Origin of the sequence: Methylocaldum sp. GT1BB (assembly GCF_051027545.1) — a bacterium.
Taxonomy (GTDB): domain Bacteria; phylum Pseudomonadota; class Gammaproteobacteria; order Methylococcales; family Methylococcaceae; genus Methylocaldum.
The window spans coordinates 3,948,774-3,972,577 of the sequence record NZ_CP194902.1; the positions used below are offsets into that span (position 1 = coordinate 3,948,774).

The window sequence follows — 23,804 nt, forward strand, 5'->3', positions numbered from 1 at the left end:
CGGCGGCTTATCCCGGCCCAAAATGTAGGTCGGCAATCCTTTGCCGACAAAGACGCTGAATGCGCGATGAAAATTCTTTCGTCGCGAGGTGTGTGCTCCCACCCCCTAAAACGTCTCGGTAACCAGAGCCTGAATCAGGCATACGACACCGGCATTGGGAGCATTCATGACAAGAACAACAAATCATCAGTCCACCGTCATCCTCTCACGGACGCTCACTCGAGTCGCCATTGGCATCACGCTGACTTTTCCGCCATTGTCCTTCTCCCCGCGAGCCTCGGCTGCCGAAGCTGCCGCCCGGAGCGAGCAGGCGATGCCGTTTTCGATTCCCGCCCAGCCGTTGGAAGACGCGCTGAACGAATTCATAGCCGTCACAGACTGGCAGGTCGGCTTCCCGGCGGAGCTCGCGAAGGGCGCGCGTTCCCCCGGCGTCGCCGGACGCTATCCGCCGTCTGAAGCCCTGAGAAAGCTCCTTGCCGGAACCGGCCTCGTCTATCGTCATACCGGGGCTAGGGCCGTCACGCTGGAACGGGCTCGGGAGCCGATCCGTCCGGCCATGGCTGACAACCAGGAAGTGCATCTGTCCCCCGTTATGGTGAAAGACGAGGCGCTGGAAGAAACAGATCGGGGCAGCTACACCGTAACCCGCAGTTTCTCCGCCACCAAGACCGACACGCCGATCATGGACACGCCGGTGTCGATACAGGTAGTACCCCGCGCGGTCATGCAGGATCAACAAACCACGCGCATAAAGGATGCATTGGAAAACGTCAGCGGTGTGCGCCCCCAAACCAGTTTGGGCCGTGGCCACGGCTTCCTTATCCGAGGCTTCAAGAACCAGCGCGTATTTCGTAACGGCCTTGTCGCGGGCGGCATTTCCGTCGGGGAAGCGCCTGAGTTTGATACGGCCAATTTGCAAAGCGTCGAGGTATTGAAAGGCCCCGCGGCCATTTTATTCGGCCGCATCGAACCGGGCGGGATGATCAACGTCGTGACCAAACGTCCCGAGAATACGCCCTATTATTCATTAGAACAGCGTTTCGGCTCTTACGATTTCTATCGGACGGAGTGGGACGCGACCGGAGCGATTACCGAGGACCGGTCCTGGAGCTACCGCTTTGCCGGCGCTTATCAGAACAACGAATCGTTCCGCGATTTCAATTTCAACGACCGGATCCTGGTGCAGCCTTCCGTGACTTGGCGACCGACTGATGCCACGGAAATGACCCTGGAAGTCGAAGCTTTGTATCAGGAATACCAGGCCGATCGGGGATTGTTCGCCATCGGCGACCGCCCGGCACCTATTCCCATCAGCCGCTCCTTTATCGATCCCGACGACCCGATCGATACCTTGTCGAGGGTCAATCTCGGCTTTACTTTAAGCCATGCCTTTAACGAAACCTGGACTTTACGTAACCGCTTCTTGGCTTCGTTTAACGAAGACAGCAATTTGTCCGTGAAACCGGCGAATGCCTTTACCGTTCAACAGTTCCTGGATCCCGGCACCGGCAACCGTACCTATCTCCGCAATATCTTTTCTCAAGCCGCTGAATCCGAAACCTATACCACCAACCTCGATCTGACCGGGAATTTGGAGCTTTGGGGAACTAAACACCAAACCTTGGTCGGTTTCGACTTCCTGCGATCGACGGGCACCTATCTGACCCGAGGGGATTTCATGAACCCCGTACCGGGCCTGGAAATCGACATTTACAATCCGGTCTACGGCATCGACCGTTCGTTTTATGCGAATGCTCTGGCAACGCCTTTTCCGGCGGGAAGCAATCATTCCTATTTCAGGGATGAGTGGTACGGCGTGTATTTCCAGGATCACATCACGCTCTGGGACACGCTCCACGTCCTGGGAGGCGGGCGCTATGACTGGGCAGAGACCGGTCGCGGGCTCGGCGACTCGTTCAGCGCCGCCGAAGCCAATCTGCCGTCGCGTAAGGACGAAGCCTTCAGCCCCCGGGTCGGCATTCTTTATCAGCCCTGGTACTGGCTGAGCGTTTACGGCAACTGGACCACTTCATTCGGCGCAAACAACGGCATTACCGCCAGCGGCGCCACGGTCGATCCGGAAATCGGCGAACAATTCGAGGCCGGTGTCAAAACCGAGCTTTTCGACCAGCGCTTGACGGCTACGCTGGCCTATTATCATCTGACCAAAGAAAACATCCTGACGCGGGACTTCAGCAGCCCGAACCCGAATGCCGTCGCCCCGATCGGCGAAGCGCGCAGCCAGGGCATCGAGCTGGATGTGTCCGGACAGATCACCGACGAACTCAGCCTCATCGGCAGCTATGCCTTTACCGACGCGCGTATCACGAACGACAACGAAGGTCGTCAGGGCAACCGGATGAACAACGTGCCCGAGCACGCGGGCAGTCTCTGGCTCAAGTACGATATCCGCCGCTACGAGCCGCTGAACGGCCTGAGTTTCGGCGCCGGCGTGTTCATCGCCGGTCAGCGCGAAGGCGACGATGCCAATACCTTTGTCTTGCCGGGTTACGTCCGCCTGGACGCCTTTGCCGCGTATCGCTACCGACTCGGCGATGCCAACCTGATCGCGCAATTCAATATCCGCAACCTTCTGGACAAGACCTATTACGAATCCACCGATCCTTTCCAGAGCGCACCACCGCGTGTCGGCATCTATCCGGGCGCCCCGCTGACCGCGATGGGTTCGATTCGGCTGGAATTTTGATCGAATGAGGGAGGAATGATGAATCGATGGATGAGCGTCGTACGGCAATCCCCGAATGGCGTCGACGCATGGCGGGCCGCGCGCTTGTCGCGGCTCAAGGCGCGCCGAAAATTGTGGCTCGAAGTCCACGGCTGGCTGGGGCTGATACTCGGATTCTGTCTCGCGATCTTCGGCATTACCGGCAGCGTTCTCGTCTTCTACGAGGAAACCGACGACTGGCTGAATCCCGGCGTCATTGCGTTGGCGAATCTGGTAGAGGGACAAGAACATTTCCGCCCGGTGGACGACATCGTCGAAGCGGCTCGCTCGGTGATGCCGGACCGAGCGCAAATCGGCTCGATCATTTACCCCCGGCATGACCGGCGGGCGTATCAATTCTTCTACCGCGTTGTCACCGACAACGAATCCACGCCCGAACTCCGGCATGTCTTCGTCAACCCCTACACGGCCGAGGTGACCGGAACACGGGCCGTGATCGAACGGGGCCGGTGGCTTCCGGACGGCTTCGTGCCTTTCATGTTCCAGTTGCATTTTGCCCTGCTGGCGGGTAATACCGGCGCGGTCGTCGTCGGAATCATGGGCGTGATTTCGATCATTTCGGTGCTCACCGGCTTGATCGTATGGTGGCCGCTGACCGGCAAATGGCGGCGGGCATTGACCATCAAGCGGGCTGCCAGTCCCGAGCGCCTCAATCACGATGTTCACCAAACCTTCGGCTTTTACACCGCCTTGATCATGCTGGCGGTGCTCCTGTCCGGCGTGTACATGAACCTGCCCGATCATTTCAAGGTGCCGGTCAAACTGCTTTCGCCGAACAGCCGGTCTTTTACGGACAATCCGCAATCATCCCCGGCGGCGGGACGCTCTCCCATCGGTTTGGATCGCGCCCTGGCCAGCGTCCGCCGGAGCTATCCCGAGGGAAGGGTCAATTGGCTGCGCCTTCCAGAAGGCGAAACGGGTGTCTACACCATCAGCATAAGGGACGTACCCGGTCTCAGCCGTTTTTGGTCGGAGCGGCGGGTGACGGTGGATCAATATTCCGGTGAGATATTGACGGTCCACGATCCCGACACCCGAACCGCCGCCGGCGACACGTTTCTGGACTGGATGTGGCCGCTCCATTCAGGCAAAGCCTTCGGCTGGCCCGGCCGCATCCTGATCTTTCTCACCGGCCTCGCCTGCCCGGTGCTGTACGTCACCGGCGTGATCCGCTGGCTGCAGAAGCGGCGGGCAAAGCGGTCCAAAAAGCCGCCCCGGCCCGCGGGTTGGGGGGAGGCGAGGAATCGAATTACCGGCCGAAGTAATTGACGACGATTTTTCCTCCCGACATCACCCAATCCGGGGATTCCAGGCGTTTGAAGTTTTCCAGCGCATTACCCTTGACCGCGATGAGGTCGGCGGGAGCACCGACGCTCAGGGTGCCGAGCGGAGCGAGACCCAAGACTTCTCCCGCTTTGGACGTGGCGGTACGGAACACCTCCAGGGGCGTCATCCCGGTCAGGTGCGCCATCAGATGAAGCTCCTGGGCATCGATGCCCCAGGGAATTTCCGTATGGGCGATTTCGGCGCCGTAGTAAAGCTGGGCGCCCAGGCTCGCCAATTTGGCGGCATTCGCGTGTATCCCGCGGCAATGAGACAGCGTATCGATAGTCGTGATGATCCTGACGCCTTGTTGAACGGCCTGGTCGAGCAATTCGTCGGGTATGGGCTCGCAGGGGACATGGGCCCACTCGTCGACGCCGGCCGCCAGTGCTCGCGCTACGCCCTTGGGTTCCGCCACGTGGGCCGATACCTGTTTGCCCAGCTTATGCGCCTCCTCCACTACGGCGCGGACGATTTCCAGGGACGGCATCGGCCAGGGCGGCGGCGGCGACGCCGGATGTCCCGTGCTCCAGGACGCGCCCTCTTCGCCGCCGGGTTCCAGTGCGATCTTGATGACGGCCGCACTGCCGGCAACCAGGTGTTGCACGAGTTGCCGAGCCTGCTCGACGGATTCGACCGGCGCCGCCACCTCGCCGTGCCCATGGCCATGACCGGGCTGGCCGAACACCGGGATGGGATAGCCGCCGGGCACGGTGATGATGGGACCGGCCGTCAACAGGCGTAGCCTCCCGTCGCCGCCGGAGGGCGCCAGCAAGGGCCCGCCCACGTCGCGGACGGTGGTGACACCGTGGCGCAGCACCGTTTCGCGCGGCACGTTCTGGAAGGCCAAATGGCCGTGCAACTCGATGAAACCGGGAAGCAGGGTGGCATCGCCAAGATCGACGATGCGCGCGCCGTTATTGCGCACCTGCCGTGACGGCCCCGCGCCCGCCACCTTGCCGTCGACGATCAGAACCGCGTAATCGGTATTCATATTGACGCCGTCGAATACCCGTGCAGCTTGCAGGATCAGCGGCTTGGAACCGTTGCCCGCAGCCCGCGTCTGCTGCGGGAACGTCCCGATGATGCCGATAAGCAGAAGCACGGTCAGAATCGGATTTTGCCGTAATCCGAACCGGATGATGGGTTTGGAATCCACGTAATGTCCTCGTGTCTTGCGGTTTTTGCGGATCTGTCGGGACCGAAAGTGATCGACCGGAATCCGGGCGAATGCCACCCCTATGGCCGGAAATGTTACGGGCAAGATATGTACCACTGCGGAAAGTTCCGGGAATCGCGCATCGGCCAGGCGCTCCGCCAAGGCAATAGACGCATGGTCCGGCCGTTTTATCCGAGGCGGTCGGGGGGATTGCCCCCGCGACACACGATCTTTCCGCCGATTCCCACTGCGGCAAATGACACATACGGACTGCGCCGGATAGCGGCACGCTCCCGATCCGGAACCACGGGATTTTCGTATGGCACTGTTGCATAAAGACTTTCCCACAGGGCTTGCGCTGCCGTGTACGGATGGCATCGAGCTTGCTTTTTCAGTCCAGGTATTAACCTGGACCGAGACCAACCGTTTCCTCCGATCCATCCGACGCCATTCATGTCCTCCCTCACCCACGACCAGATTTTCCGGCTTTTTCGCGATTACCGCGATCCGATCGTGGCCTTTCTGGTGCGCCGCGTGCAGTGTCCGGAAACCGCGCAGGATCTGAGCCAGGAGACTTATCTCCGCCTGGTGCGCAAGGACGCGCTGGCGCATGGGGACAACCTGCCGGCCTACCTGTTCCGCACGGCGGAGCGCCTTGCCATCGATTATTTGCGGCAAAACCGGCAAACCTTCGTCAGCGCCGATTCCCTGGCCGACGATCTCACCTGCCCCAAGCTTTCTCCCGACGAACTGGCATCGCTCCGTCAGCAGTGCGAAATCCTGCTGGACGCCATCGCATCGTTGCCCGGAAAGTGCCGGCACGTGTTTCTGCTGCGGAAGATCGACGACTTGAGCTACGGCGAAATCGCGGCGCGTCTCGGGATTTCCGAAAAGACTGTACAGCGCCAGTTGGTCAAGGCGATGCTGCATTGTCACCGGCGCATGCAGGATCCGCAGTTCGGGTTAAACGGGAATTTCCGCTGATGCCCCCGTTCGACGGACCTCACGATCGCATTCTGAAACAGGCCATGGAGTGGTTCGTAAGCCTGCAATCGGAAAATTGCAGCGACGAGGATCGTACCCGGTTCTCCGCCTGGCTGGCGCAAAGCGAAAAGCACCGGGCGGCCTACGCGGAGGCCGAGCAGGTGTGGACCAGCATGGACAGTTTGCGGAAGATTCCCGTGCCCGGCCTCGACGAAGCCCGCCGGGCGCGCCCCCGGCCCTCCGCCCTGCCGACCCTCCTCCTGTCCATCTTGCTGACGGCTGTGCTGACCGCGGGATGGTGGTATGAATTCCGGGTCGAAACCACCCGCTACGCCACGGCCATGGGCGAAAGGCGCAGCGTGACGCTGGCCGACGGTTCCCGCATCGATCTCAACACTTCCACCCGGATCGCCGTGCACTGGTCGAGATGGAGCCGGAAAGTCGAGCTGGAATCCGGCGAAGCCTTGTTCAGCGTGACCCACGATGCGCACCATCCTTTCGTGGTGGAGTCCGGAGATCTGTCGATCCGCGATGTCGGCACCCGGTTCGACGTTCGCAAATGGCCGGAACAGGTCACGATAGCCGTGCTGGAAGGCGAGGTCGAGCTGGAAGATGCGCGCCATGCCAAGACACAGCGGTTGAAGGCGGGTGAACGGAACTGCTACCGCGAGAGCACCGGGCTCGGATACCGGCAACGGGCGGACGCGGAGCAGATCGAAGCCTGGACGCACGGCCGCCTGGTATTCAGGCACGCCCCGCTGGCCGAAGTTGCCGCCGAACTGGAACGCTATCACCCGGTGCGCTTCGTTATCGCCGACCCCGCCCTCGGCCGGGAGACCCTGAGCGGCGCTTTCGATGCCGACGATCTGGCCCCCTTCCTCAATGCCGTCGAGAAAATTTTGCCGGTCCGGGCGGAGCGCTCGAGCGGCGACACGATTGTGCTGGAGCGGTCCACGCGGAGATGAGTTCTTCCCCCTTCGACAAAAAAATGTCCGGTTTGCCCGCTCTCCTTCGTTAAGGAGTTTTGAAGACGATCAGCCGTCGCAAGACCCATAACCACAACAAAGGAGACGACCATGGTCCATAGCGACCGCCCCGTTCGCAAGCCGGGGCATCGGGGGAAAGCACTTCCGAAACCGTCCGCTCTGGCGCTGATTTTCGCCTTGGCAGGACGCGACGCCCTTGCGGGCGCCGACCGCTTCGATTTCGATCTGCCCGCACAGCCGCTATCCGCCGCCCTGGACAGCGTGGCCGACACATCCGGCATCAAGCTCATGTACGCCGACGCCGCGGTGCAAGGACTCAAGACCCAGGCGGTGCGCGGGCGCATGACGGCCGACGAGGCCTTGAAGCGGGTGCTGGCCCGGAACGGCCTGCGTCACGAATGGGTGGACAAGACGCTGGTGGCGGTGAAGGAGGATCCGCAGGCGCCGAAGGACGCCAGCGTCGCCCTGGACCTGGTATCCGTTACCGATTCGGCGGAGGACGAAAACCCCGGCTATGCCGCGATCCGCACCTCCACCGCGACTAAAACCGACACACCGATCATGGAGACTCCCGTGTCGATCCAGACGGTGACTAGACAGGTGATGGAGGATCAGCAGGTGGTGCGCGTGGAAGATGCCATCAAAAACGTCAGCGGCGTGCAGAAGAATTTCGGTTTTGGCGATCTGCGCGAAAACTTCACGATCCGTGGCTTCACCGCCGATGCCCAGATTTACCGCAATGGCGTCCGCTTGGGGCGAACCACGTTCGAAACGGCGCATTTGCAGCAGATCGAGGTTCTGAAGGGGCCATCCTCCGTTCTCTACGGCCGTATTCAGCCGGGCGGGATGGTGAACCTGGTGACCAAGCAGCCGCTCGATCAACCGTACTATGCGCTGCAGCAGCAGTTCGGTTCCTATGATTTTTATCGGACGACCATAGACGCGACCGGGCCTTTGACCGATGGCTTGAACTATCGCGTCAATCTGGCCTATCTCAATTCGGATTCATTTCGCGACCTCGTGGATCAGGAACGGGTATTTTTCGCTCCTTCGATCAGCTGGAAATTCGGTGAACGAACCACTTTCAATCTGGCCCTGGAATACACCCACGAAAATTCGGTCATCGACAGCGGCATCGTCGCCCTCGGTGATCGCCCGGCCAAGGTCAAGCGCAGTCAGTTCATGGGCGACCGAGGCGATTTCACGCAACACGACGGAATATTGCTGGATTTCAACTGGTCCCATGCCTTCAACGATGACTGGGCACTCAAACACACTTTTATCTACGATGACCGGGATTACCGGGAAAGTTATCGACCGGTCGTCGATTTCGGCAACGACGAATATCATCGCGGCTTGTGGCAGGTCGAAAATCCCCGGCGCACCTATGCCACGAGCCTGGATTTGAACGGAAAGTTCGAAACCTTCGGCGTCAAGCACAATCTCCTGCTCGGCGGCGATTATTATCGGCGCCAGGAACTCGGCGAAGGTTGCGCCGGCCCCGGACAGTCCGGCAACTGCTTGCCCTGGCCTCCCGGCATGGACGGCTTCGACCCGTTCAACCCGCGGGGAAATCCCGCGTTCAATTTCGACACCCATCGTTTTCCGTCGCGCCGGAGCTTCAACTACGACACGGCCTCCCTGGAAGAGTGGTACGGGCTGTACTTCCAGGATCAGATCACCCTGTTCGACCAACTGCATATCCTGGGCGGCGGACGCTACGACTGGATTCATCAGAAGAACACCAACCGCTGGAACCACTTGCTCTTCACCCAGAACCAGTTCGATGCCTTGGAAACCCAGTTTTTCAGCCCGCGTGTCGGCATCCTCTACCGTCCTTTCGAATGGTTATCGCTATACGGAAACTTCGTGGAGTCCATCGGCAGCAACCTGGGGCATTCCTTCAGCGGCGAGATCCTGACGCCGGAAACCGGCACGCAGTACGAGATCGGAACCAAGACCGAATTCTGGGACGGCCGTCTCATCGCCAGCCTGGCGTATTACCACCTCACCAAGGAGAACGTCCAAGCGGTCGATGTGGCGAATTCGGCTAACAGTACCTTCTATAAGACACAGGGACAGGCGCGCAGCCAGGGTATCGAGCTGGATGTGGCCGGCAGGATTACCGAGGATCTAAGCGTTATCGGAACCTATGCGTTCACCGATGCCCGAATCAAGCGGGACAACCAATTCCCCGACAACGAAGGCAATCGGCTTCCCAACGTTCCGGAGAACTCGGGCAGCCTCTGGGTCAAATACGACCTGCCGTTCGAATTCGTCAAAGGGCTGAGCCTGGGCACTGGTGCCTATGTCGCCGGTCAGCGGGAGGGAGATAACGAAAACAGCTTTCAGCTACCCGGTTACGTGCGCTGGGACGCCATGGCGGCTTATCGCTTCAATGTCGGGCCGACGCGGCTAACGGCGCAAGTGAATGTCACCAATATTCTGGACAAGACTTACTTCAAAGCGACCAACATGCTGGATGGCGCACCACGCGCAGGAATCACCGTCGGCGAGCCGTTGACCGTCCTGGGGTCGTTACGTCTGGAGTATTGAACGAACACCGCCACCGGAATATCCCGTCTCGTTCATCGTTCCGGGAAACCGGACGAGACGGGAGACAGGAACCGAACATGAATCGAACCGTCACCCCCTCCACCCATCGAAGGGTTCGCGAAAGCGGGAGAAGCCGCCGGCTGAGACGTCTCCAGGCCCGGCGCAGGCTTTGGCTGAAAGTCCACCTTTGGCTGGGGCTGGGGCTCGGTTTGTTCCTGGCGGTGATCGGAGTCACCGGCTCGGTGCTGGTGTTCTGGCATGAAATCGACGAGTCCCTGAACCCTGACCTGTACCGCGCATCGATCCCGCCCGGACCAGAGCGCAGGCCCTTGGACGAGATTCTCGCCGCAGCCGAGCGAGCCGCGGCGCCGGGCTGGGAGTCGGGCTGGCTCGACGCGCCGGACGGTGCGGGCATGAATTACGTGTTCAGCTTCTACTATCCCGAACAGACACCGACACCGCCGCCGGAGGAAGCGGCCGCGCTCAACATCGCCGTGAATCCCTACACGGCTGAAGCGGTAGGCCGGCGCGTCTTCTACCACACCCGGAATCCGCTCCGGCATTGCCTCATCGGCTTTGTCTTCAAGCTCCACTACGCTCTGCTGCTAAAGGACTTCGGCGTCATTCTGGTGGGAGCGATGGCCGCGCTGTCGGTCGTTTCCGTCCTCAGCGGCCTGATTCTCTGGTGGCCGCTGGATGGCAAATGGCGGCGGGTATTCACCATCAAGCGCCGCGCCAGCACGGTACGTTTCAACCATGACCTGCATCAGGTCTCGGGGTTTTACCCCGTGATCGTGCTTCTGGCCCTCCTCGTGTCGGGCCTTTACTTCAACCTTCCCGCGCAGTTCCGCTGGCTGGTGGAACGCTTTTCGCCCCTGACGCCGGAGCCCACCGCATCGGGCAATCCGGGCACGAATATGCCTTCAATCAATTTGGAAGCCGCCCTGGCGCGGTCGGAATATCCGGGCGGCGTGCCGCAGTTCTATTCGTTTTCCCCTGGCGATAAGGGTCTCTTCACCGCCTGCTATCGGGACGTTCCCGAATTGCGCCCCCACGTGCTCGATTCCCGCTGTCTGGTGCTCGACCGGCGCAGCGGCGAGCTCCTGCAGGTGCGAGATCCCGCCCATGGCAGCGGCGGCGACGTGTTCGTGCAATGGCAATGGCCGCTGCATTCCGGAAAAGTCTTCGGCTTACCCGGCCGCATCCTGGTGTTCCTCTCCGGCCTCGCCTGTCCGGTGCTGTACGTCACCGGGATCATCCGCTGGCTACAGAAGCGGCGGGCCAGGCAGTTCAAGAAACCGGCACAGAACCGTGGATTCGGGTGAGGAACGATCTCAACCTGCCGTCGAATTCAGAGAGCCGACCGGATTAGCGGGTGAAGTAATCGACAATGCTTTCCATTCGGACATCACAACTCCCGGAACTCTGGAAGTTTGCAGTTTTCGAATGCGCGCAATGAGGTCGGCGGCGTGTCGTTGCGCGTGATGCAAGACGGGACGATCTCCCTTATCCCAAGCAAGGACCATCGGCATCATCTCATTCTCGACCAGTACCACGCGGCACCGATAGCAATGGTAAGCAGGGTTACCGGCACCCCCACCATGGCATGACGTCGCCAGGTGATCACGATGTTCCGGCGTGCCGCTGCGTCCACGACGATGATGTTCGCGATGCTTCCGATGATCAGCAGATTGCCCGCGAAGGTGCTCGACAAGGCAAGGAGCAGCCCCGCGTCCGGATGGATGGCCATGGGCAGGAGCAACATCACGGCAGGTACATTGGACACGACGTTGCTGAGCAGGAAGGATGCGCCATAAAGCGGCCCGAGATCGTGCAAGTCGAGTCCGGCGTTCGCCAAGGCCGACACGGCCTGCCTGGGCAGCTCCGTCATCTCCAGGGCATGGTTGACTATGAATAGCCCGATGAACATCAGGATGATCTGCCAATCCACGAGACCGAGCATATGTCTCGAATGAAGTTTCCGCGACAGCAACAGTACGCCGGCGCCGCCTAAAGCCAATATTTCGCGCGGCCAACCGGAAAACAGAAACGCCGCGAACAGCGCGGCTGCAACGCTTAGCCCTTTTATCGTCTGCCAAGGATCGAAACGCGCATGCCGTTCGAGACGCGGGTCTTGGTCGACTCCGATCCGGCTCGGCTCGAACTCCCAACGTCCGCGCCAGCACAGTGCGATCAGCAGCCAGGTTATCGCAAGCCCCAGGCCCACCGGAACCGCGGCGTCTCGAAGATAATCGACGAACGACATTTTCAGGGTCTCGCCGATCAGCATGTTTTGCGGATTTCCGATGAGCGTGACGGCCGAGCCGATATTGGACGAGCAGGATAAGGCGAGCAGAAAAGGCACCGGATCGAGGCGACGATTCACACAGACATCGATCAATACCGGGGCCGTCGCGAGACAGACGACGTCATTGCTGAACACGCTGGAAAGCCCCGCCGCCGCAGCGATCAGGGCCGCCAAGAACACAGCTGGACTCACCCGGAGCGTGCCGAGTTTTTCCGTCACCAGCGTATAAAATCCGCCCAGCCGCAACTGAGCCGAAATGACCATGAACGAGAAAAGAAGAATCAGGGTGGGAACATGAAGCGCCCTGCCCGCTTCCTCGAGCGTGAGCGACTCGGTGGCAATCAGAGCGATCGCGCCGAGCACCGCAATGCCTGTACGATCGAGCTGGAGAAAAGGCAAGCCGCCCAAAATCATGCCGATATAAACGAGGGAGAAAACGATAACGATCGTAGCGATCACGATTGAAGGTCCGATTCCGCAAAATGGCGCGAAGTATAACCTGGCGGCACCTTCCGGAGCTCGATACCTGCCCGTGTCGCGGCAAATCCGGCTGCCTGCGGCCGGACCGCGGTATTCATCGAAAAACGACAGGCGTAACGGTGTTTATCTCGATATTCGGTAGAAACACAACCGGCTCGGCTTAATCTCAAGGAATCGTCTTTTTGTCACACCGGCCGATCACTCGTAATGTATTGCTTACATAATTTCCGGAATTCAAAAATAGCCCGTATGATACTTAGTTAGTCGAGTAACATGACTGTCCGCTCATGAGATATCGGTCCCGGCAGGAGTCATAGATGCGTGTTCCATACTCCGTTGAAGCATCGGCCATATCTTGCTCGCTCCTGAATCATCAAAACCGTTTTTCGAGTGGTTTTTACTGTACATAATATTCCTCTGTCCGTTATGATTGCCTCATCTTCATTGATCATGCTGAGATTCACCTGATACACTCGGGATCCATCGTTAACCGGAATATCATCGGCTAACGAGAGTGACTTTAAAATGGACTTTAAAGCCATGGCAGGATTGCTATATGTCAAACCCAGAATCAGTTATCAAACCGATCGAGCGGGATTCTCTTACATTAACCGAGTCTGCTTTTCGATTATCTTGGCTTTTGCCAAGATCGTTATACAAAAACAAACTCTCGATACTAATGTATCATGGCGTAGTGCGGCGGCCGTTATCGGTGCCGGATTACTGCTTTATTACCGAGGCTCAGTTTCGAGAGCAGATGGAATACCTCGCCAAGTATTGCCGAGTCGCCGCTTTGCCGGACGCGATTCAGCGGCTGCGATCCGGATCCATCGACCGTCCGACCGTGGTCATTACGTTCGACGACGGTTATCAAAATGTCTTTGACGTCGCTTTTCCGATCCTGCGGGAATTCCATTTTCCGGCAACGGTATTCGTAAACACCGGCTTTGTCGGAACTTCGAAGACGATTTGGTTTTGCCGCTTGATTCAGGCGATCGCAAATACGTTTATGCCGACTCTTGAATGGCAAGGCCTTAAATTTAACCTATCCACAGTAAACGCCAAGGCCATTGCATCGAGAAAACTACAGTGTTACCTCAAGAAACTGGAACACTGCGATCTTCTGGAACAGCTCGAGCGAATTATCGAGAAGCTCGAGGTTGATAGCAGTCTTCTCGATTCCTCATCGGATTTTCGGATCATGGATCGGGACGCGATAACTGCCATGACTAACTCCGGGCTAATCCATTTTGGGGCTCACACGGCTTCTCATTCGATCCTTACGAGAGTTCCGCTTAAGGCAGCACGTGATGAAATCGATGAAAGTATTGGTTCGATATCCGACTGGACGGGCCAAGCTTGCCGGTTATTCGCATACCCGAACGGTGGGTCCACCGATTACGATTACAAAATAATTCATATTCTTAAAGACTTCGGAATCCTCGCAGCAGCAACAACCATTCAGGGACCGAATACGGCACATACGCCAATGCTGGAACTTAGACGCTATGGCGTCCACCCCGGTCTAACTCGAATGTCGTTCCAATGCAAGGTGCACCATGTACTTTATCGTTCCAATGCCGAGGTCAGCTGAGAGCGTGTTCCATCCCGGTGTACGGATTCGTGCCAGCCGATACGTGGGCAAGGGATTGCTGACCTACATATCCGAATCCCTTACACCGATTCGGAAAACGCTCGAACGTCGAATGGCACCAGGTTGCGCGGACGGTGACGCTCGAATACCGAGTTATCAGGAGGAATTTGTCCGCTCCAGAAGTTCCTGATAGATGTTTTCGAGCTTTCGCACCTGATTTCGAACATTAAAACGCGCCTCGGCGACGTCTTGTCCGCCCTGCCCCAGCCGCAGCGCCTCGTCCGGCGTACGCAGCAGACGAACACAGGCTTCCACCAGTTGCGTTTGGTCGGCAGGAGCGACAAGCAAACCGTTCTTGCCGGGTTCCACCATCTCGGGGACTCCGCCGACACGGCTCGCCACGATCGGCAAACCGCTCGCCATCGCTTCGGCCAACACGGTCGGAAGCACATCGTCGAGTGTGGGAAGCACGAAAAGGTCGCTGCCTCCCAATATCTCCGGAATATCGTTGCGAGCACCGGCAAATAACACTCGATCCGTTAATTTGTAAGTCGTGGCGAGCGACTTCAACTGACTTTCGAAAGGGCCGGCACCGACGATCAGATAATAGGCGTTCGGCACGGCTTCGAGGATGTCCGGCCACGCTTCGATCAGGAATTGGATTCCCTTTTCCCGACGCAATACCGCAACCGTGACGACCAATGCCGCATCCGCCGGTATCCCGAAGGTCTTGCGCACTGCCGCTCGGTCTGCTTCATTGCGACGGCGAAAGGAACTCGTATCGATTCCGTTGTAGAGCACCGAAATCCTTTCCGGCGGCACACGCCCTTTGGCCACGGCATAATCGCCGACCGCCGCAGAAACCGCGATGATTTTGTCGTGAAAGTTTCTCAGGGCAAACCACGCGACTTCGCTTCTGCGGATTTCTTTTGACGTCGCTTCGGGATAGGCAAATGTATGCAGAGTGTGCACAGTCGGAAGACCGACGATTTTGGCGGCAATACCGCCGTGTACCGTGACCGTTTCGAGCTGGGTATGTACCAGATCGATTCCGTGACGCCGGAGATAGCGCACGAGCGACACCACATTCATGAAATCGCGGATACCCGAAGCCGGCAGCAGATCCACCGGCACCCCCAACCTCTCGATTTCGGCGGCAATGGGATTTCCGTCACGGACCCGAAACACGCAAACACGGGGCTCGTATCGATTCCTGTCGAGATGCTGGAGATAATTGAACAGCATCCGCTCGGCACCTCCCATACCAAGAGAATCGATCATGAACAGTATGCGGTCAGGATGCGGCTTTGGCATGGCGGTTACCCCAACCGAGATTCGCCTTGATGGCGCGGCGGCCCTGGTAGGCCAGCTGATATGCTCTGAGAATCAGCCAACCAGGCATGCTCGTGGCAATCCGTAAACGCAGGTCCGTCCTCGCCGTGCTGGTCCATAACGACTTGTAAGGCTCCTCGCCGCGAAGAAAGTCGAATTCCTCGGCACCCTCGCTGATTGCCTCTCGAACCGCATGCAGCATGATTAAGGCGCCCGGGCTGCACTCGGACCAAGCTGGGTCGTAGCCCGATTGGTAAAAGCTGAATTTGCCGCCGAATTTGTAGCAATAGATGGCCGCGATCACTTGCTCCCCGACGGTAAGCAAGTACAGCCGAAGCCATCCTTTGTCCAGAAAACGCTCGGCAACCGCGGTATGAAACTCGATCGCCCGCTTCTGCGCGAACGCTCCGGGGTTACCCTTTTGCTGCTGCCTGGCCTGATGCAAACGCACGAGCTCACGGATAGCATCTGAAAGCTCTGCTTTCGTTTCGACCCTTCGATAGCTGACCGGCCCGCTCGCTCGGGCCTGAAGCCGTTTGGCCTTGCGGGTGAAGTTATATCGGCTTTGTTTCCCGATCGAGGCCCAATAACCGTCCCACGTATCGGGAAGCGAAAGATAAGGGCAGATCGAGTCGATCGCCATGTGGCTGGCATCATCAGGCCGTTGCTCGATGGTATCGAGGAGTGCCTTGACAAAGGCCGAATCGGCTTTCATGGCATCGAGCCGGACGACATCGTGCTCGACCGACTTTCCGACCAGGCAATCGACGAAGAATGGCATTGCCGCATGGCTATGGCTTGGTTTAGCGATCACGTCGAGATGGTCGATGACCCGGTCGCCGGCCATGAACGATAGTTGCCGCAGGCGGAGACCGGCGAGATTTACCGTTTGCAAAGCGAGCGGCAACAGCCCGACCAGCCGGCCATCGTTTCCGTCGCGAGCTGTAATGACCCACGGCTTATAGCGTCCTCGGCCAAAGCAGGTCCACCATGTGGATATCCACTCCCAGGTGAGGAATATATTTCCCAGCCCGGATGCGTCGAGCAAGGCATTCCATTCCGATGCGAGCGCGAGAAATCCCTCTTCCGATTGAACGATCTCGATCTTGATCATCGTATTACCGTCCGTGCGTCGTTTGCCGATGAAGCTGTCTTTCCGCGGACGGCGGGTCCCAAGGCGATGTCTTGGAGTACCGCCAACATGTCTCTGGCTACGGAATTCCAACTGTACCGTCTCTCGGCGAGCGCTTTGGCATCCTTGCCCATTTTTTCGGCGAGATCCGGGGCCGCCAAAATCTTTCCAAGTGCATCGGCCAAGGCCGGCGGAGACGCAGGCGGCACAAGGAGACCGGTGATTCCGTCTTTTACCACCTCCGGAAAATTGCCGACCGAGGTCGCCACGACCGGCTGACCGAAAGCGTGGGCTATCATCAGCGGCCCGCTTTGAGTGGCGCTGAGATACGGAAAGGCCACAACCGTAGCGAGCTGAATCAATTCGCTCACCTCATGGTTGGGTATGTAACGAATATCGAAAATCGTGCGCCGCTCTATTCCTAACTCCCGGGCCAGTCTGCGCAATTCGTTTACGTCGACCGATTGCGTCGGGTAGCCCGCGACAACCAATTTGGCTCGATATTTATCGCTCTCGATCAAAGCAAAGGCGCGAAGGAGATCGGGAACGCCCTTGCTCACCCGAAGATTGCCGAAAAACAGTACCAGCCGGTCGGAAGCCTCGATGCCATAACGCTCGGCTAAGCCGACCTTTTGGGCCTGACTGAAAAATAGACTGGACACCCCGTGCTGGATGATGTGGACGCGCTCGGAAGGCACCTCGAGCTCGGCCAAGAACCGATCCCGATTTATTTCCCCGTGGATAAACACGGCGGAGAACGCTTTATATACGGTTTTCTCGAAAAACCCCGTCGTCCGATCGATCAGGGCATTGATTCGAGACAAGCTCGGATCGCGAAACTCGTACTCATGGCACACGTCCGCCAAGACCAGGCCATGACGCTTAAGCCTTCGAAGAAAAAGCGAGACTCCGGGAAAATAGAACCGTCCGAACAGAATGACGTCGGGTTTCTCGGCGATCAGATAATTCGTCAGGCGAATCCACTGGCCGAGTAGTCGAGAAAACCTCAACACTCTTCGGCCGGTCCACCAGAACCGGCGCCAGGTTTTCGCCAGGACTCCTCGCGGCTGCTTTCGCACTGCGCGCGAATCGACGATCTTCCACAGATGCAATCGCTTGTCGACACGAAAATTATGCGGACAGCCGCTGAGTTCATACTCATCTGCGGTCACTAAAGTGATGTCCGCTCCGGCATTCGCGAGTCCGGTGCATAACTCGTAGGCATAGTGCACCAACCCTCCCTGGCCCGTAGGCTCGACGACAAATATCCTCATCTTAAATCCCTGTCTTATATATAAGGTACCGACAACTTCCCTGTATCAGCACTGACGCCATGAATCGCTCGATGATCCAACAACCGTGAGGCCCGGCGATTTCCGCCCTCGATAAACCCCACACGGAAGATCAAAAACCTTGGCTAGTCAGCGAGATTACGGTTTCCCTCAGCTTGAATTCCGCACGCGATCGAGGGAATGGCGATTTGCTCCGAGGAATAGCACCCGTCGGACGGAGCAGCGAATGCTGGCCCCCAATGGGACCTCGGGTTTAGATGAAGCGGAAACGGTGCGCTGTCCATCGCCAGACTCTCCGCAAGTCGACTATCCTCCTTGAATGGGCCGGGAACGAGAACGGTCCGGCCGAAACGTTTTTCACTATATCAAACAGTCGTCGGATGAGAAAAGACGAACAATCACGACTTGTGTCGCCTTTCTATGGTGCAAGGGGTATGTGCTTAACCGTCGCTCTCCGGCGACCCCTCGACTTTCCGATCCCTTACATGCGTTTCGGGTGTCATTTCCGCCCCCTCCAGTGACCCCATTTTCGCTGCGTACGCCCGGCGCGTCCTCTTCCATCGAACCACACATCTTTTTGGATAGGAGCGATCCTCTGTCGCATATCAGCGTCGATTGATAAGTAATTCTACGTAGTCGGCGACACCCCCAAAAAGCCAATCCCGCGTCAGCTCTAGGTTTGATCGATATTGGCACGGCACATGCTTTCATCGGCTACGCAAGTGACGAGCGACTACCCGACAACAAAAATTGGTTTTACTTCAATCCACTTGCGCTTTTTTGCTTGGAAACTGAAGCGTTAAACATGCTTGCCTTTGTGCCCCTTAGGTAATTGGCGGTCTCGGATATCCGACCCCGTGAGTAGGGCAACACGCTGCTCCCAGAGCAGTTCCCCCGAAAAACATTCGGGCCTACTCAATCAGCCTTGAATAACCCAGTAATGAATGTCACCGACGTTTGCCTTCATCAAACGTGGCTGATGCCTTTTTCATCACTGAGTTATTCGAAGCGGTACTTAAGACACATGGGATTCAGCCATAGCTTAAAAGGGGGGGCTCGTACTTTTGGAAAACGAATGGAACTGCTTGAACAGCCGGTAGTTCGACCAACGCTGAACCTGTCAGGAATGATGGAGTTGGTCCCAGGGACGCTAAAGCTCGGTGATTACGGCGGTTTAGATCAGCCGTCGCACTGAAGCTTACATAACCTGGCATGGCCGCGAAGAGCCGCTATGCCTCGAATTTGTAGCGAAAAAATCCCACGGGAGAAACCATGAAATTTGTAAACTCTTACCTTCCTTCAGCCAAATGCGCCGAAAAACGAGTTGCCGACGGTCGCAGCCATAGAATCGTACGCAAAGCCGTCCATGGCCTGTCGATAGCAGCGACCCTGGTCATGGCTCAATCGGCCGGTGCCGCCGACGATTATGTTCGTCCGTTCGGCCCGAACGCGCCCTGGAACCGACCGGTGGACGGGCTGCCGCGTCATCCCCAGTCCGATGCCTTGACCAATCGCCTGTGGCAATATTCGCCGTCGCGGGTCGGCAATTTCAATCTGTCCTTCAGCGGCTATACCTATCCGGTGTACATGGCCGGCACCGCGAAGGGCTCTTACCAGGTCCAGGCGGGGATGGGTAACCTCAACGGTACCAAGATCCCCTGGAGCCCGGACTGGAAGCCCGCGACCGGCTCCGATGGCCAGGTGATCATCCTCGACCCGGACAGCGGGCAGGAGTGGGATTTGTGGCAGGTGAACTTTAACGGCTCCCGGATTCGCATCTCGAACGGCAATCTGGTGCCGGGCTCGTACTTGACCAAGGAAGACGGTTTCAAACCCTCGCGCGGCTGCGGCATTTCCTATCTCGCCATGCTGGTGAGACCGGAGGAGATTGCCCAGGGCAAGATCGAGCACGCGCTGTCGATGCCGAGCCGGAACACCGCGAAGACCTTCGTAGCGCCGGCCACCAAGTCGGACGGTCGGGTTACCCAGAACGGTATGCCCATGGGCACCCGGTTTGCGCTGAACATCACCGATGCCGAGATCGACGAGTGGGTGAACTCCTTGCCGAGCGAATTGTCGGACCAGACCCGCCAGGCGGCGCGGATCATCGCCGTAGCGCTTAGGGATTACGGCTGGTTCATCTCCGACACGGCCGGCGGCGCGCACTTCCAGTTCGAGGACAACGCCACCGCCAAAGCCAAATGGGAGGCGCTGGGCTTGGGAGAGCAATACATCAACTATAAGAACTATCCCACCGATCTGCTCGATGGCTTGCTGACCAAACAGCGTATCTATGCGATAGCTCCTAGCGACCAATACTGATCGAGCTTATCGGTACGGAAACCCTGCGTGCGCGTTTTCTCGAGATAAGACAGTTCGTCCGTTCCCTCTCAAAGTGAGACCGCACGCAGGGTAAATACCGACTGGGCTAGCCCAAGCCGAGCAGTTCTGAACCCACGTCGCCGTATCCGCCTCCCCGCGATTCGATTGCGAGAGGCGATAATCGTCGGTCGGCTCAGCACTACTCCGAACTCTCCCTCAGCCGGGTTTCGACACTCGGCCACGTCGATCCATCCTCGGGCGGGATTTTTCTCGCCCCGGGATGCATTCATAGATCAACCGAACACCGGAAAAATCGGTTTCGCCAACCTTTCCCTCAGGCTGCTCATGCGTCATGAGGCGCGAGTCGCTCGCGATCTCATAGGCGGAACAGTCCGCCGACGGTCCTAAATCGTTCCAGATACTGCTGGTCCTTTCCTCAAACCTCAAAACAGCGGTATGAAGAGCCCGTTGAGCATCAGTATTTTCCGGATTTGATCCATGAAACCCGCAACCTTCGCCACCCCGCGCTTCGGCACAAAAACGACATCCGTAGGCTGAAGCAGAAAATCCGAATCGCTTAACTCGCCGTCGAGGATATTTTCCACATCGACTTCATGCGTCAACGGTTGGTTGTTGGGTCCTTTTCGGATGACGGTGACATCGTTGATATTTGCAGTCTCCAGGAATCCCCCGGCTTCGTCTATGGCTTGGAGGACCCCGATCTTGTTTCTTACCGTGATGAATCCGGGCTTTGCGATGTCGCCCGCCAAGTAGACCCTCGGCTCGGTAAGCGTCCGGACAAGCACCGTGACGGCAGGATCTTTCAACTCTCCGGAATAGGCGTTCGTCAAAACTTCGTCGAGCTTCGCCGGGTTTATCCCTGCCGCCTGCACGTCGTCGATCAGTTGGAGAGAAATCTTGCCATCCGGCCGCACGATTACCGACTCGTTGAACTCAGGGGTATAAAAGAATTTCACGTCCAGCTGATCTCCGGGCTGAATGATGTAATTAGGCGGAACCTCATACCTGCTCTCCACCTCGGCCAATGCTACGCTGGGATCAAGGACGGGCCGGTTAACCGTACACCCATAGCAGCCCATGATGATGATCAGCGTCATCAGCCCTGCCAGACGACCGGAAATAGCTTTGCGACCTCGCGCAATCGGGTTGACTCCGTTCATAGCATCCTGTCCATTAGATAAGTCGTGGTTTACAAAAATACGTGACGTAATTCGGTACCTGGTTTACGAAAGCTCGACATCTAGCATTCTTTCGCTGCCTTAACGCCTGACGGCATCGAGTATCGTATTTGCTCCCTTAATAACGACCTCCTTTTCTAAAAGCCATAGTGTTCCGAAATAAGCGGCGGCTCCCGTTACTCCGGCAACCAACAGTTGCACCACGGGAGGCTGATCGCCGATGCTGTAGACCAGCGGGGTGGTAACAATGGTGAGCGCGGTCCCGCCGACAAACGCCGGCCTGAGTGCGCGCATCAATTCCGACACCGTAACCCCTATCACCCGTACGATTACGAACAAATGAACGATTTTTACTAGGAATGCCGTTGCGATTAGGCTCAATGCCACCCCTACGAGCTGGTATTGAACACCCACGAGAAGTAAAGGAATCAGTATTATGATGTGTAGTATGCCCATTTTTAACAACAGTGCCGGGCGTCCAATTGCCTTATAGATATCACCCGCTGTCGTTCCGATCGAGAAAATAAGAAATGCAACAGGCAGCAACCGGAGAATCGGAATCGCGCCCAACCACTGAGCCCCGAGCAAAACCTTGACTATAGGTTCCGCTGTGATAATGAGACCGAGAGAGATCGGAACAATAAAAACCTGAACGTATTGGGTTACCGAAAGAAATGCTCGTCGCAGCAAGTGGGGCTGGTGCTGTATCGTCGCTAACGCGGGAAACATCGCTCCCGCCAATACCACCCACACATTCATAATCAGTAGATCGACGATACGATAAGTTATCGAATATATCCCGAGCGCCGCATCTCCGAGGGTTCGTCCAATAACGATAAACTCGATATTCGATACAAGTGCGTTAATCAGGTTAAATGCCATGAAGGGTATGCTGAACTTCAAAAGGCGGCCAAGCTGTGGCTTTTTGATGCGCATCCTGAGTTTTTGCCGCAGTGCGATGCGCGCTAGGATGACGCCCGAAAGCGAACTCGATAGCTGTCCGATGATCAGCGACCATGCCCCGAATCCTTTGACGGCAAGAACGATCGTGACAACTGCTTTGATAAGCAATCGCCCGAGATCCGGTATCAGCTTTTTGCGAAACGCCAAATCCCGCTGAAGAAGCGCAATGTGGACCGAACCGAAAGGATCGATGAGGAACGTCAAAGCAAGTATCCGCAACATCGGCTCGACCGCCGGTGCGCGAAAAAAGACGGCAACCGCCGGAGCTATGGCGAAGGTAAAAAGAAAAAAAAGAATTCCGATGACCAGATTCGCAGCGTAAACGGTGTTCGCCGCTTCCTGTACATCGTTTCGCTGCTGTATCAGGGCGCTTCCTAAACCCAAGTCTTGCAGCAGCGAAAAGTATGAAATGATGATTGTCGCTAGACTGACTATCCCGAAGGTTTCGGGTGGCAAGAGCCGGGTAAGTACTGCCATGGTGATCAGTACGACGCCTTTGCTCAGTGCAAAAGACGCGTAGTTCCACGCCACGGCATGTACGGTCTTTCTGCCAGCATGAATCATTGTTCAATCCCTTGTCGCGAATTCGTTCGCAGGCCATTCTTATGACGTCATGTCATAAGTCCCAACTCTGCTTACAGCACTATTAAGGCAGAACCCTACCGGTCTGCCCTCCTTGTTCATCGTGCGATACACAAACCGACTGGCGCTTCGTACTCTAATATAAATCTTGCCGATACGCCAAGAGATGCGATTCCCTATTGTATTGTTGATACACGTCGCCCGTTGCGTGCATCACGCCGAGTTCCTCCTGGCTGTTATCTCGACCGGGGCGAGTGGCGGCTTAACGCCTTTGTTACACTGGCCGTCGTCGCATGTTTCGAAACCGGCTCAGTTGCTATGACTTAGTTGAACCTCTATCGGCCAGTTGGACTGCCGGGACAGCGGAAAGATTCAAACAAAGTTATTCTTAACAATATCGAGCTTCGAAAAGCCGATTTTTTGTTGATTTTTGTCTATTCTGATTACGCGACTGTTTGATATAGTGAACGCATTCGGCCGGACTTCGCGCAGTCCCGGTCCGTCCCAGGGAGGATAATCGACTTTTGGAGTCTGGCGATGGACAGCACCCCCATTCACGCGAACCCGAGACACTGCCGTGCAGGCGGATTGTCGCGGCCGCGTTACTCTCCGGCCGGTCTCGTTGCCTGGCCGTTCCTGCATCACGATGTTGAATACCGTCCTCTAGCTCATCTAAATTTGTCGGAGTGCAGCAAAACTTTCGATCTGCATTATGACGGCTTTGAAGCGGTCCCGATCGCTCGAGCTGTCGACGTCGACATTCATTCCGCTGCACCCAAGGTGAATTTAGCGCCTGCGCACAGCCGGCCGAAGCGCGGAAGTCAAACCCGCCGCCTTGGAGCTATC

Annotated in this window: 15 protein-coding genes; 8 read left to right on the forward strand and 7 right to left on the reverse strand. The window is 57.5% G+C overall.

Features of this window, described 5'->3' with window-relative positions:
* Positions 1-166: 166 nt before the first annotated feature.
* Together ACR2TX_RS18945 and ACR2TX_RS18950 are read left to right on the forward strand one after the other, a co-directional pair.
* Positions 167-2,707 (forward strand): TonB-dependent siderophore receptor, encoded by a 2,541-nt coding sequence (locus tag ACR2TX_RS18945; protein ID WP_086133898.1) that lies wholly within the window; start codon positions 167-169, stop codon positions 2,705-2,707.
* Positions 2,708-2,722: 15 nt separating this feature from the next.
* Positions 2,723-4,015 (forward strand): PepSY-associated TM helix domain-containing protein, encoded by a 1,293-nt coding sequence (locus tag ACR2TX_RS18950; RefSeq protein WP_086133897.1) that lies wholly within the window; start codon positions 2,723-2,725, stop codon positions 4,013-4,015.
* Here ACR2TX_RS18950 and ACR2TX_RS18955 read toward each other — a convergent pair.
* Entirely contained in the window at positions 3,996-5,228 is a 1,233-nt protein-coding gene (locus ACR2TX_RS18955; protein ID WP_240506905.1) for an amidohydrolase family protein, read from the reverse strand. The two genes, ACR2TX_RS18950 and ACR2TX_RS18955, sit on opposite strands and share 20 nt — an antisense overlap.
* A gap of 453 nt (positions 5,229-5,681) precedes the next feature.
* On the opposite strand from ACR2TX_RS18955, the gene ACR2TX_RS18960 reads away from it, so the two are divergent.
* From ACR2TX_RS18960 to ACR2TX_RS18975, 4 genes are all read left to right on the forward strand, one after another.
* Entirely contained in the window at positions 5,682-6,212 is a 531-nt protein-coding gene (locus ACR2TX_RS18960) for an RNA polymerase sigma factor (protein WP_077732116.1), read from the forward strand.
* Complete coding sequence (locus ACR2TX_RS18965) at positions 6,212-7,177, forward strand: FecR domain-containing protein (RefSeq protein ID WP_156881308.1); 966 nt, start codon at positions 6,212-6,214, stop codon at positions 7,175-7,177. Before ACR2TX_RS18960 ends, ACR2TX_RS18965 begins: the two co-directional genes overlap by 1 nt.
* A 111-nt stretch (positions 7,178-7,288) precedes the next feature.
* Complete coding sequence (locus ACR2TX_RS18970; protein WP_434130501.1) at positions 7,289-9,754, forward strand: TonB-dependent siderophore receptor; 2,466 nt, start codon at positions 7,289-7,291, stop codon at positions 9,752-9,754.
* A gap of 77 nt (positions 9,755-9,831) precedes the next feature.
* The gene (locus ACR2TX_RS18975; RefSeq protein ID WP_434112823.1) at positions 9,832-11,079 is read left to right on the forward strand and encodes a PepSY-associated TM helix domain-containing protein; all 1,248 of its coding nucleotides are present in this window, start codon (positions 9,832-9,834) and stop codon (positions 11,077-11,079) included.
* Positions 11,080-11,285: 206 nt separating this feature from the next.
* Here ACR2TX_RS18975 and ACR2TX_RS18980 read toward each other — a convergent pair whose 3' ends face one another.
* Entirely contained in the window at positions 11,286-12,521 is a 1,236-nt protein-coding gene (locus tag ACR2TX_RS18980; RefSeq protein ID WP_434112825.1) for an anion transporter, read from the reverse strand.
* Positions 12,522-13,098: 577 nt separating this feature from the next.
* On the opposite strand from ACR2TX_RS18980, the gene ACR2TX_RS18985 reads away from it, so the two are divergent.
* Positions 13,099-14,136, forward strand: a complete 1,038-nt coding sequence (locus ACR2TX_RS18985; RefSeq protein ID WP_077732111.1) for a polysaccharide deacetylase family protein — start codon at positions 13,099-13,101, stop codon at positions 14,134-14,136.
* A 156-nt stretch (positions 14,137-14,292) separates the two neighbouring features.
* On the opposite strand, the gene ACR2TX_RS18990 is transcribed toward ACR2TX_RS18985, so the two are convergent.
* From ACR2TX_RS18990 to ACR2TX_RS19000, 3 genes are read right to left on the reverse strand one after another with little or no spacing between them, the layout of a single operon-like run.
* A complete protein-coding gene (locus ACR2TX_RS18990) occupies positions 14,293-15,417 on the reverse strand; it encodes a glycosyltransferase (protein WP_434130502.1) in 1,125 nt (374 codons plus the stop codon).
* Between the two features lie 13 nt (positions 15,418-15,430).
* A complete protein-coding gene (locus ACR2TX_RS18995) occupies positions 15,431-16,582 on the reverse strand; it encodes a GNAT family N-acetyltransferase (protein WP_434130503.1) in 1,152 nt (383 codons plus the stop codon).
* A complete protein-coding gene (locus ACR2TX_RS19000) occupies positions 16,579-17,874 on the reverse strand; it encodes a glycosyltransferase family 4 protein (protein WP_434130504.1) in 1,296 nt (431 codons plus the stop codon). The genes ACR2TX_RS18995 and ACR2TX_RS19000 overlap by 4 nt, the downstream gene beginning before the upstream one ends.
* A gap of 1,290 nt (positions 17,875-19,164) precedes the next feature.
* Here ACR2TX_RS19000 and ACR2TX_RS19005 point away from each other — a divergent pair.
* On the forward strand, positions 19,165-20,214 hold the full coding sequence (locus tag ACR2TX_RS19005; protein WP_133716163.1) for a hypothetical protein: 1,050 nt from the start codon (positions 19,165-19,167) through the stop codon (positions 20,212-20,214).
* Between the two features lie 443 nt (positions 20,215-20,657).
* Here ACR2TX_RS19005 and ACR2TX_RS19010 read toward each other — a convergent pair whose 3' ends face one another.
* Both ACR2TX_RS19010 and ACR2TX_RS19015 read right to left on the reverse strand, forming a co-directional pair.
* The gene (locus tag ACR2TX_RS19010; RefSeq protein WP_077732106.1) at positions 20,658-21,395 is read right to left on the reverse strand and encodes a polysaccharide biosynthesis/export family protein; all 738 of its coding nucleotides are present in this window, start codon (positions 21,393-21,395) and stop codon (positions 20,658-20,660) included.
* A 99-nt stretch (positions 21,396-21,494) separates the two neighbouring features.
* Positions 21,495-22,940, reverse strand: coding sequence for a lipopolysaccharide biosynthesis protein (locus ACR2TX_RS19015; RefSeq protein WP_077732105.1), 1,446 nt, complete (start codon positions 22,938-22,940; stop codon positions 21,495-21,497).
* Between the last annotated feature and the right edge of the window lie 864 nt (positions 22,941-23,804).